Source organism: Nocardioides sp. NPDC023903 (genome assembly GCF_040639295.1).
GTDB lineage: Bacteria > Actinomycetota > Actinomycetes > Propionibacteriales > Nocardioidaceae > Nocardioides.
This window is the reverse complement of record NZ_JBEZZS010000061.1, coordinates 1-11423: the sequence shown is the minus strand read 5'-3', so window position 1 is coordinate 11423 and position 11423 is coordinate 1. Positions and strand designations below refer to the sequence as shown.

Annotated in this window: 9 protein-coding genes; 4 read left to right on the top strand and 5 right to left on the bottom strand. The window is 70.5% G+C overall.

The window, feature by feature from the left end; all coding sequences use genetic code 11:
• Positions 1–129: 129 nt before the first annotated feature.
• Positions 130–3507 carry a pyruvate carboxylase gene (locus AB0F44_RS29645; RefSeq protein ID WP_357360888.1) on the bottom strand — a complete coding sequence of 1126 codons (3378 nt, stop codon included), beginning with the start codon at positions 3505–3507 and terminating at the stop codon, positions 130–132.
• Positions 3508–3644: 137 nt separating this feature from the next.
• Between AB0F44_RS29645 and AB0F44_RS29640 the strand changes: the two genes are divergently transcribed.
• On the top strand, positions 3645–4565 hold the full coding sequence (locus AB0F44_RS29640; RefSeq protein ID WP_357360886.1) for a hypothetical protein: 921 nt from the start codon (positions 3645–3647) through the stop codon (positions 4563–4565).
• Between the two features lie 5 nt (positions 4566–4570).
• Here AB0F44_RS29640 and AB0F44_RS29635 read toward each other — a convergent pair whose 3' ends face one another.
• Genes AB0F44_RS29635 through AB0F44_RS29625 form a run of 3 tightly spaced genes read right to left on the bottom strand, consistent with a single transcriptional unit; the run spans position 4571 to position 7345 of the window.
• A complete protein-coding gene (locus tag AB0F44_RS29635) occupies positions 4571–5236 on the bottom strand; it encodes a hypothetical protein (protein WP_357360884.1) in 666 nt (221 codons plus the stop codon).
• A complete protein-coding gene (locus AB0F44_RS29630) occupies positions 5236–6402 on the bottom strand; it encodes a hypothetical protein (RefSeq protein WP_357360882.1) in 1167 nt (388 codons plus the stop codon). The genes AB0F44_RS29635 and AB0F44_RS29630 overlap by 1 nt, the downstream gene beginning before the upstream one ends.
• A 34-nt stretch (positions 6403–6436) precedes the next feature.
• Complete coding sequence (locus AB0F44_RS29625) at positions 6437–7345, bottom strand: LysR family transcriptional regulator (RefSeq protein WP_350666625.1); 909 nt, start codon at positions 7343–7345, stop codon at positions 6437–6439.
• Between the two features lie 94 nt (positions 7346–7439).
• Between AB0F44_RS29625 and AB0F44_RS29620 the strand changes: the two genes are divergently transcribed.
• Both AB0F44_RS29620 and AB0F44_RS29615 read left to right on the top strand, forming a co-directional pair.
• Positions 7440–8810: an MFS transporter gene (locus AB0F44_RS29620; RefSeq protein ID WP_357360880.1), complete on the top strand. Its 1371-nt coding sequence runs from the start codon at positions 7440–7442 to the stop codon at positions 8808–8810.
• The gene (locus tag AB0F44_RS29615) at positions 8807–9565 is read left to right on the top strand and encodes a 3-hydroxybutyrate dehydrogenase (protein WP_357360878.1); all 759 of its coding nucleotides are present in this window, start codon (positions 8807–8809) and stop codon (positions 9563–9565) included. Before AB0F44_RS29620 ends, AB0F44_RS29615 begins: the two co-directional genes overlap by 4 nt.
• A 17-nt stretch (positions 9566–9582) precedes the next feature.
• Here AB0F44_RS29615 and AB0F44_RS29610 read toward each other — a convergent pair whose 3' ends face one another.
• Positions 9583–10512, bottom strand: a complete 930-nt coding sequence (locus tag AB0F44_RS29610; RefSeq protein WP_357360876.1) for an NAD-dependent epimerase/dehydratase family protein — start codon at positions 10510–10512, stop codon at positions 9583–9585.
• A gap of 130 nt (positions 10513–10642) precedes the next feature.
• Here AB0F44_RS29610 and AB0F44_RS29605 point away from each other — a divergent pair, with 130 nt between their 5' ends.
• Positions 10643–11353 (top strand): WHG domain-containing protein, encoded by a 711-nt coding sequence (locus AB0F44_RS29605; RefSeq protein ID WP_357360874.1) that lies wholly within the window; start codon positions 10643–10645, stop codon positions 11351–11353.
• Positions 11354–11423: the final 70 nt, after the last annotated feature.

Here is an 11423-nt window from a genome sequence, read left to right as displayed (position 1 = left end):
CGGGCGCTCGACGACGGCATAGACATCGTTGGTCGGGGCTACGTTGTAGCTCTCGGTGAGCGGCTCCTGCAGGCGCAGCTCATCGATCTCGAACTGTGCCATCTCGGCCGACGCAGCTGACGTCTCGGCTCAGCCGAGGACGAGGACCAGATCGCCGCCGTCGACGGACTGGGTGCCGGAGAAGGCGAGGCGGGAGACGGTGCCGTCGACGGGGGCGGTGATGGCCGCCTCCATCTTCATCGCCTCGATGGTGGCGACGGTGTCGCCGGCCTTGACCGACTCGCCGGCCGCGACCGAGATGGTGACGACGCCCTGGAACGGCGCCGCGACCTGGCCGGGAACGGAGGGGTCGGCCTTCTCGGCGGCAGCGACCTCGGCGGCGACGGAGCGGTCACGTACCCCGATCGGGCGCAGGTGGCCGTTGATCGTCGCCATGACGGTGCGGATGCCGCGCTCGTCGGGCTCGGAAACTGCGGTGAGTCCGAAGATGACCGTCTTGCCCTCGGAGAGCTCGACGACGTGCTCCTCGCCCTCGCGCAGGCCGTAGAGGTAGTCGAGCGTCGAGATCACCGACACGTCGCCCCACTTCGAACGGGCCTCGGTGAAGTCCTTCGTCGGTCCGGGGAAGAGCAGTCGGTTGAGCGTCCCACGGCGGTCGGAGGCGAGCCCGGCAGCGTCCTCGGCCGACAGGGTCGGCGATGCCGCCTTCCAGGTGCGTCCCGCGGTCGCCTTGCTGCGGAACGGCTCGGGCCAGCCGCCCGGCGGGTCACCGAGCTCGCCGTTGAGGAACCCGATGACCGAGCCCGGGATGTCGTACGAAGCCGGGTCGGCCTCGAACGCAGCCGGGTCGGCACCGGCCGCGACCAACGACAGAGCCAGGTCGCCGATGACCTTCGAGGACGGGGTGACCTTGGGGACGCGGCCGAGGATCTGGTTGGCCGCGGCGTACATGTCCTCGATCTGCTCGAACTTCTCGCCCAGCCCGAGCGCGATCGCCTGCTGGCGCAGGTTGGAGAGCTGGCCGCCCGGGATCTCGTGGCGGTAGACCCGGCCGGTCGGCGCGGGCAGTCCGGACTCGAAGGGCGCGTAGACGCGGCGTACGGCCTCCCAGTAGGGCTCGAGCGAGTTGACCGCCGCCAACGACAGGCCAGTGGCACGCGAGGTGTGGTCGGTCGCCGCCACCAGCGAGGAGAGCGGCGGCTGGGAGGTGGTGCCGGCCATCGACGCGGTCGCGGCGTCTACGGCGTCGACACCGGCCTCGATGGCGGCCGTCAGCGTGGCCAGCTGACCACCGGCGGTGTCGTGGGTGTGCAGGTGGACCGGCAGGTCGAACCGCTCCCGTAGCGCGGTCACCAGGGTGCGCGCCGCGGGCGCCCGCAGCAGCCCGGCCATGTCCTTGATCGCGAGCACGTGCGCCCCGGCCGAGACGATCTCCTCGGCCAGCCGCAGGTAGTAGTCGAGCGTGTAGAGCTTCTCGTCCGGCGAGGAGAGGTCACCGGTGTAGCAGAGCGCCACCTCGGCGACGGAGGTCCCGGTCGCCCGCACCGCGTCGATCGCGGGCCGCATCTGGGACACGTCGTTGAGCGCGTCGAAGATCCGGAAGACATCGATCCCGGTCTCGGCGGCCTCCGACACGAACGCGTCGGTGACCTCGGTCGGGTAGGGCGTGTAGCCCACAGTGTTGCGACCGCGCAGCAGCATCTGCAGGTTGACGTTCGGGATCGCCTCACGCAGGTGCGCCAGCCGCTCCCACGGGTCCTCGGAGAGGAAGCGGAGAGCCACGTCGTACGTCGCTCCGCCCCATGCCTCCAGGGACCACAGCTGCGGCGTCAGCCGGGCGACGTGGCCGGCGACGCCGAGCAGGTCGGTGGTGCGGACCCGGGTCGCGAGCAGCGACTGGTGGGCGTCGCGGAAGGTGGTGTCGGTGACCGCGACCGGCTCCTGGGAACGCAGTGCGGCGGCGAAACCCTCCGGCCCGAGCTCGCGAAGAAGGTCGCGAGAGCCCTTCGGCGGAGCCTCGGAGAGGTCGAGCTTCGGCAGCTTCTCGACCGGGTGGAGCGAGACCGGCGCGGCGCCGTGCGGCTGGTTGACGGTCACGTCGGCCAGGTAGGTGAGCAGCTTGGTGCCGCGGTCACCGGAGGCCCGCGCGGTCAGCAGCTGCGGGTGGGTCTCGATGAACGAGGTCGTGATCGAGCCCGAGATGAAGTCGGGGTCGTCGAGCAGCGCCTGCAGGAACGGGATGTTCGTCGCGACCCCGCGGATGCGGAACTCCGCCACGGCCCGCCGGGCCCGGGTGACGGCGTCCTCGAAGGTGCGCCCACGACAGGTGAGCTTGGCGAGCATCGAGTCGAAGTGGGGCGAGACCTCGGCCCCGGCGTACGTCGTGCCGCCGTCGACGCGGATCCCGGCACCGCCTGGGGAGCGGTAGGTGGTGATCATGCCCGTGTCGGGGCGGAAGTTGTTGGCGGGGTCCTCGGTGGTGATCCGGCACTGCATCGCCGCGCCGCGCAGCTGCACGGAGTCCTGGGTCAGACCCAGGTCGGCCAGCGTCTCGCCGGACGCGATCCGCATCTGCGAACGGACCAGATCGACGTCGGTGACCTCCTCGGTCACGGTGTGCTCGACCTGGATGCGCGGGTTCATCTCGATGAAGACGTAGTTGCCGGCGGGGTCGAGCAGGAACTCGACGGTGCCGGCGCAGGAGTAGCCGATCTCCTTGGCGAACCGCACCGCGTCCGCGCACATGCGTTCCCGCAGCTCAGGGTCTAGATTGGGTGCCGGGGCGATCTCGACGACCTTCTGGTGGCGGCGCTGCACCGAGCAGTCACGCTCGAAGAGGTGGATCACCTCACCGGTGCCGTCGGCGAGGATCTGCACCTCGATGTGGCGCGGCTCGACCACGGCCTGCTCGATGAAGACGGTCGGGTCACCGAAGGCCGCCTCGCCCTCGCGCATGCAGGTCTCGACCGCCTCGCGCAGCTTGTCGGGGGAGTCGACCCGCCGCATCCCGCGACCACCGCCACCCGCGACCGCTTTCACGAACAGCGGGTAGGGCAGGACGGAGGCGGCGGAGACGAGCGCGTCGACGTCGGTGGACGGCTCGACCGACTGCAGAGTGGGTACGCCGGCAGCCTTCGCCGCCGCGATGGCGGTGGCCTTGTTGCCGGTGAGCGTGAGGACCTCGGCCGACGGCCCGATGAACGTGATCCCGGCCCGGGCGCAAGCCTCGGCCAGTGCCGGGTTCTCGGAGAGGAACCCGTAGCCGGGATAGATGGCGTCCGCGCCGCTCTGCTTGGCGACTTCGACGATCGCGTCTGGATCGAGATAGGCCCGGATCGGGTGACCGAGCTCTCCGATCTGGTAGGCCTCGTCGGCCTTCAGCCGGTGCTCTGAGCCCCGGTCCTCGTACGGAAAGACGGCGACCGTCTTGGCCCCGAGCTCAAAGCCTGCGCGGAAAGCTCGGATCGCGATCTCACCGCGGTTGGCAACCAACACCTTCGTGAACATGGCGGCCACGCTACCCATCCGAAGCGCGTCGTCCAGGTTATGGGACGATTTCGCCCAGTTAGTGGACGTTAAGAAGTCGCGAACTGTGCGGATTCGTTGGGACCGCTGAAGGGGTCGCGGACCATACCCTCGGCGGCATGAAGATCAAGACTCGACAGCGCCGTTCAGCTCTGGTCGCAATCGCTGGCACGGCTCTGCTGGCCGGATCGCTCACCGCGCTCGGAGCGGCGAGCTCGCCGGCCGCCGCGGCCGGCACCGTGAACTGCTCCGGCTCGATCAACGGCAAGGCGGGCGGCTACATCCGCAAGCGCGGCATCAAGAACAGCACGGTGACCAGCAACTACCGCAGCGCCGGCACGGTCAGCTGGTCGCCGCGGGCCTGGATCGAGATCGGCGGCGCCGGTGATGAGACCACCTGGAAGACCAGCTACATCGTGCCCGGCACCGACGGCACCGGCCGCACCGTGACCATCGGCGGAACCAACGGGCAGTCCGTGCTGTCCGAGACCAGGTCCGCGCAGCTCTACCGCTCCAACGGCACCGCGGTGACCGGCTGGAACCCCAAGAAGGTCGTGAACGGCCCGACGACGGCGGTCTACAGCGTCACGACCTCCGGCGTCGTGCAGCAGACGGCGCTCACCTACTCCAGCGCGGGCACCCGCCTCGGCACGGTCACGAACCTGCCGGTCACGCTCCCGAGCACCACGACCGTCGCGGGCGTGTGGACGAGCCGCAACGGGGTCATGTACAACCTGCTCTACTCGATCAACCCGAGCACCAACAAGCTCGAGCAGATCGTCGTACGTCCCGACCGCCCGGCGGAGGCGAAGAAGTACGTCGTCCGCAGCCTCGGCACCGGATGGCGCTACATGTCGGTGCACAACTGCTACGACGCCGACGGCTCGGTCGCGGCCAAGGACATCGTGCTGATCAACCCGACGACCGGCAACGCGGTACGCATCCGCCAGAGCAGCGGGATCGGGCACAGCACGACTTTCTCGGCCTCGACCCGTGTCGGCACCGACGGCTCGTGGAAGTGGAGCGGGATCAGCAGCTAGGCCCTCTAACCCGGCCAGAGGTCGAGCAGGTCCCCCGGGCGCAGCCCGAGGGCGTGCTCGATGTCGCCGGGCGAGGTCTCGCGCAGATACTGCGAGACCAGCTGAGCCAGCTCCATCCAGTAGCCGCGCAGGGTCGACTCGGACAGGTACATCGAACGGCTCATCTCGGCGTACGTCAGTCCGCGGGCGCGATGAGCGAGGACCTCGCGTTGCCTCGGCGTGAGGACGGTGATGCTGCGGCGGCGGACGAGGACCTCGATGAGGCCGGTGATACCCGGGGGGATCACCGGCTCATCGGCGGCGACCGCGCGGAACGCCGCCTCTGCCTCGGCCAGCGAGGCCGCCTTCGAGACCACGCCGGTCGCCCCGGCCGCGAGGCACGCCGCGAGCACGAACCGGCGCTCCTCCTGGGAGTAGACGCAGACCCGGTAGCCCGCCTCGACGATGCGCCGGATCGCCGTGGTGCCCTGCGAGGCGTCGGGCTGGCCGGTGTTGGCGAGGTGGAGGTCGAGGATCACCACGTCGGCCTCGGGCTTCGCCGCCAGCAGGTCCTCGACGTTCTCGTGGCTGGACACGAAGGTGAGGTCGGGCAGTAGCAGACTCAGCGAGGCGCGCATCGCGGTCGCGTCGTCCACATGGCTGAAGCGCGGCCCGGAGGTGGCGGCAGTCATCACGACACCTCCGCGACGGTCGTCTGAGCGAGCGTGATCGTCGTGCCGAGATCGCGGATGCTGCTGATCTCGACGTCGACGCCCGAGCGCGCGAGCTGTTCGACGACCACCTCGCGCAGGCCGACCCCGAAGTCGGTCGAGGAGGCATCGAATCCGATGCCGTCATCGTGCAGGGTGACGTCCCAGCCGGAGCCGTCCTCGTCCTCGGCGGCGTGCAGGACGACCCGGCCGGCCCGAGCATGCTGGCGTACGTTGAGCAGCAGGCTGCGCAGCGCGGCGGCCAGGTCGTCGGCGAGACCGCGGGGGAGGGCGACGTCCTGGGCGAGGTCGGCGACCACCGTGATCGGGAGGTCGTCGAACTCCGCGCCGACGGCGGTGACCACCGCGGCCAGGTTGGTCGCCTCGCTCACCGGCGGTGGGGTCTGACCGCTCAGATACGCGCGCATCCGATTGAGCTCGACCTCGGCCTGCGAGCGCAGCGCGCCGTTGCGGTCGGCGGAGTCGGTCTCCACCAGCAGCCGCATCATCGCGGTGCCGTTGTGGATCGCGAGCCGGGCACGCCGCTCCTCCTCGGCCTTCGCGGCCTCGGCGGCATAGCGCCGCGCCTCATCGGCCTCCGTCCCGATCCGCACGATCGTCTGACAGCCGAACCAGGCCAGCGGCCCGAGGACCAGCAGGGTGAGGCACGTGCTCAGTGCGCCGGTCAGGTCGGCCCAGCCGTCCACGGTCGGCGCGATGTAGACCGCCTCGGCGACCGCCAGCGAGGCGAGCAGGAACATCCACAGCCACCGCGAGCGTACGGCAGACAGCCCGCAGGAGACGCACAGCGCATAGCCCAGCTGGAACCCCACCCAGGTGCCCGTACGCATCTCCACCGGCACCGTCCACAGCCCCACGATCAGCAGTGCCACGGCCACGGCGACGTCGAGCACGGCGTACGGCACCCCCGGCGGCCTCCGGGTGACCAGGGTGATCGCCGTGATCGCAACGAGCATGACGGTGGCCAGAACCCAGCTGGCCCCGGTCAGCCAGGGGTGGTCGGCGCGGGGTAGCGCGGGCATCGCCGCCAGCAGCGACGGCGCCATCTGCGCGAGGGTCGCGAGCCGCATCCCGGCCACGAAGAATGCCACCAGACGCACGGCGGCTGCCCGAGTCGAATGTGGCACCCGTGAATTGTCGCTGATGGTCGGTCCGCGGGCGTCACCGGCCGATCAGGGCATCTCGCTGTTCGTCCATCTGCTCCCGCAGGCCGCCCACGACGGCGGCCACGGCAGGCCGGCGCCAGGACTCCGGATGCACGACCGCCCAGTAGGGCAGCCGCTGGTGGATGTCCTCGTGGAGCAGCCGGACGAGGTCGGGGTGCCGGTCGGCCATGAAGCAGGGCAGCAGTCCCAGACCGGCCCCGGCCCGGGTCGCCTCGACATGCACGAACACGTTCGTCGAGGTGACCGCGTCGCGGATGCCGGGCAGCAGCCGCCGGGGGATGTCGAGGTCGTCGACCTGGAGCATCGAGTCGACGAAGTAGACCAGCCGGTGGCGTACGGCCTCCTCGATCGTGCCGGGGGCGCCGTGGCGCTCCAGATAGCCGGGGGAGGCGTAGAGGCCGAGCTCGTACCCGCCCAGGTGCATCGCCCGGCCGCGGTTCACCGCCGGCTCGCCGACCACCACCTCGATGTCGACGCCGGAGCGGTGCTGGGCCGCCTGCCGGGTCACGGTGACGATCTCGACCGAGAGCTCGGGATGGTCCTGCCGCAGCGCGGCCACGGCCGGGGAGGCGATGTACGCAGCGAACCCGTCGGTCGTCGACATCCGGACCACGCCGGCCACCGGGTCGGCCGGCTCGTCGGCCGCCAGCCGGGCCAGCGACTCGGCGACTCCCTCGGCGGCTCGCGCCGCGCGCTCACCGAGAGCGGTCAGCGCCCAGCCGTCGGAGCCGCGCACCAGCACCCGGCCGCCGAGGGCGCGCTCGAGGGCGGAGATGTTGCGGCTGACCGTCGTATGGGTCAGTCCCAGCGAGCGGGCGGCGGTGGTGAAGCGGCCGCTGCGTGCCACCTCCAGCAGCACCAGCAGCTGGTCGGCGGAGGGTGGTGTCGACGGGGAGGTGGCCATCGGGCCACCCTATCCATCAATGTGCATTTGCGTTCACGCCGTGTGCCAACATGCGCGTTGCGAGCACATCGTGATCGCTGTCACACTCCCAGCCATGTCCTCGATACAGCCGGGCGCCACCGCCGCCCCCACCGACCAGAGCCTGCTCCGCAGGACCGTGGCGGCCTCCATGGCCGGCACGGTCGTGGAGTGGTACGACTTCTTCCTCTACGCCACCGCCTCGGCGCTGGTCTTCGCCAAGGTGATCATGCCGGCCACCGGCAACGCCTACGACGCGATCATCGCCGCCTTCGTGACGTACGCCATCGGGTTCGTCGCCCGCCCGCTGGGCGGCGTCGTCTTCGGCCACATCGGCGACCGCCTCGGCCGCAAGTACACCCTGCAGCTGACCATCATGTTGATCGGTGTCGCCACCGTGCTGATGGGCTGCCTGCCGACGTACAACCAGATCGGCCTCCTCGCGCCGATCGCGCTGGTGGTGCTCCGGTTCGTGCAGGGGCTCGCCCTGGGCGGTGAGTGGGGCGGCGCCGTCCTGCTGGTCGCCGAGCACGCCCCCGACGACAGGCGAGCGACCTGGGCCGCCTGGCCGCAGGCCGCGGTGCCGGTGGGCAACCTGCTCGCCACGCTGGTGCTCACCCTGATGACCATCACGCTCTCCGACGCCGCATTCCTGGCGTGGGGCTGGCGGGTCGCGTTCTGGCTCTCGGCGGTGGTGGTCGTCGTCGGCTACTTCATCCGCCGCTCGGTGACCGACTCGCCCATCTTCGAGGAGGCGAAGGCGGAGCAGACCGAGTCCGCCTCGACCGGCTACGGCGTCTTCGAGGTGCTCCGCCGCTACCCGCTGGGCGTGCTCAAGGGCATGGGCCTGCGGTTCGCGGAGAACATCATGTACTACCTCGTGGTCTCCTTCTCGATCGTCTACCTGGTCGAGGACCAGAAGATGGACCAGGGCGCGCTGCTCGGCCTGATCGCCGTCGCGCACGCCTGCCACTTCTTCTTCATCCTCGCCGTCGGCCGGATCGCCGATGGCGTGGGCCGCAAGCCGGTCTACCTGGTGGGTGCGGTGCTCGGCGCGACCTGGGGCTTCTGGGCGTTCCCGATGCTCGACACCAAGAACAACCTCGCGATCGTGGCGGCGCTGATCGCCGGCCTGGCCATCCACGCGCTGATGTACTCCACGCAGCCCGCGATCATGGCCGAGATGTTCCCGACCCGGATGCGCTACTCCGGCATCTCGATCTCCTACCAGGTGACCTCGATCTTCGCCGGCTCGCTCGCGCCGCTGCTGGCCATCGCCTGGCTCAAGGACACCGGCACCTGGACCAACACCGCGATCTACCTCGCCGTGGCCGGCATCATCACCGGCCTGGTCGTGCTCACCCTCAAGGAGACCAAGGGCACCTCGCTGCGGGCCCTGGACCGCGCCGACGCCGAGCGTACCGAGCGCGAGGTGAGCCCGGCGTGAGCTCAGCGACGACGGCCCTGCGGGGCCGGCGCGCCCTGGTCACCGGCGGCGCCTCGGGGATCGGCGCGGCGGTGGCCCGCGAGCTCGCCGCCCGTGGCGCGAGGGTCGTCGTCGCCGACGTGGCCGGCGATGCCGCCCATGCTCTCGCCGAGGAGATCGGCGGCGAGGCGTGGGTGGTGGATCTGACCGCCACCGAGGAGCTGGACGACCTCACCCTGGAGGTCGACATCCTGGTCAACAACGCCGGTATCCAGCGGGTCAGCCCCATCGAGAAGTTCGACCCCGACGACTTCCGCAGGATCCACTCGATCATGCTGGTCGCGCCGTTCCTGCTGGTCAGGGCCGCCTTGCCGCACATGTACGCCAATGGCTGGGGTCGCATCGTCAACATCTCCTCCGTGCACGGCCTGGTCGCCTCCCCCTTCAAGAGCGCCTACGTCTCGGCCAAGCACGGCCTGGAGGGACTCTCGAAGGTCACCGCCCTCGAGGGCGGCCCGCACGGGGTCACCAGCGTCTGCGTCAACCCGGGCTACGTGCGTACGCCGCTGGTGGAGAAGCAGATCGCCGACCAGGCCGAGGTGCACGGTGTCCCGGCCTCCGAGGTCGTCGAGCAGGTGCTCCTGCAGGACGTGGCGGTGAAGCGGCTGGTCGAGCCGGACGAGGTCGGCTCCCTGGTCGGCTGGCTCACCGGCCCGGACGCCTCGATGGTCTCCGGCGCCTCGTGGGCCATCGACGGCGGCTGGAGCGCCCGGTAGCTCCAGCCCTGCCGCGCTCAGGCCTGCGTACGCCACCAGTCCACCGTCGCCTTGGCCCCGGTCTCGAGCGGGGTGGGGGCCAGGCCGAGCAGGGCCTCGCTGGCCGAGGAGTCCAGCACGAACGGCTTGTCGAACTGGTAGACCATCTCGGCCAGCTCCCGGGTGCCGGCGTGCACCGTGCCGATCGCCTTCATCGTCCAGGTGGGGATGCGACCGACCCGGGGCGCGGCGACCCCGGCCACGTCGGCATAGAGCTGGACGAGTTCCCGCTGCGAGACCGCGGGCGCGGTGGGTGCGTGCAGGAAGGTGTCCCAGAGGGTCTTCTCGTCGGCTGCCTTGATCATCGCGGCACCCAGGTCGGGGACGTACGTCCAGGAGTGCGGCGCGTCCGGGTCGCCGAGGACGCGCATGGTGCGGCCGGCGAGGACCGTCGGCACCATGCGCTCGCCGGCGTGAGCGGTACGCACCAGCGGACCGTAGAAGTCCGAGGCCGCGACGCTGACCGTCGGTGTCGGTGAGGCATCGCGGGCGCGGAGCAGCTCGACCCGCACCGCAGGCTTGCCGAAGTCGGCGTTCCGCGGTGTCTGCTCGGTCATCGGGCCGGTGACGTGGCCGTAGGCGTAGAGGCTCTCCGGAAAGACGACCACCGCACCGGCCCGTCCGGCGGCCTCGAGCACGACCTTCTCGGCCCGGGGGAGCTCGGCTCGCCAGGTGTCGGCGGCGTAGGCACTGCCGTGCATGCAGTGGAAGACGGCGCTCACGCCGACGGCCGCCTGGGTGACGGTGTCGAGATCGGTGGCGTCGCCGCGGAGCCGCTCGATGCTCGCGTGCACCGGGCCGCTGCCGGAGCGGGTGAGGAGGCGTACGCGGTCCCCGCGGGCGGCGAGTTGCTGGGCGATGGTCGAGCCGACGGGGCCGGCGCCGATGACGAGGTGGGTGCTGTTCATGGCTGTCTCCTGAGTTCGAGGGTTCCGAGAGCAGTGCTCTCGGAATGAGTCTGGCGCGAGTCGTCGGCAAAAGCAAGAGCACTGCTCACTTTTGTTGACAGCGCTCTCTGAGTCGGGTCACGATGGAGCCATGACAGCCACCTCACGAGACGGCACCCCGCGCGAACGGGCGCGGGCGCAGACCATGGACGAGATCGTCAGGATCGGCCGCGAGCACCTGGCGATCCACGGTGCTGCCGCGCTCTCGCTGCGCGCGGTCGCCCGCGATCTCGGCGTGGTCTCCTCGGCGGTCTACCGCTACGTGAAGAACCGCGACGAGCTGCTGACGCTGCTCCTCGTCTCCGGGTACGACGAGCTGGGCGAGGCCGTCGACGACGCCGTCGCCGCGGCCCCCGAGGACGACCACCGAGCCCAGTTTGTGGCGCTCGGCCGCGCGGTCAGGACTTGGGCGCTCGCCGAGCCGGCGACGTACGCCCTGCTCTTCGGGTCGCCCGTCCCGGGCTATGCCGCGCCGGACGAGCGCACCAGCGTGCCTGGCACCCGCGTCCCGACCGCGATGCTGCGTCTGGCCGCCGGAGCGATGGCGGCCGGTCGGCTGCGCGTGCCTGAGGAGCCGGAAAAGGTCTCACCCGCTCTCGAGATGGGGCTCCAGGGCATCCGCGACCAGCTCGGCCTCGACCTGCCCGACGCCTGCCTCACCCGCGGTGTGCTCGTTTGGACGAGTCTCTTCGGCCGGGTCAGCTTCGAGATCTTCGGTCAGTTCGGACCTGACAGCTTCGGCGACCCAGCCGCCCTCTTCGAGCTCCATCTGGCCACGCTGGCCGACGAGCTCGGGGTGTAGTAGTTCCGCAAACGGAAGCGGCCGTTCACCGAGTTACCTCGGTGAAGGCCGGCTCAACATCGCGGTCGGG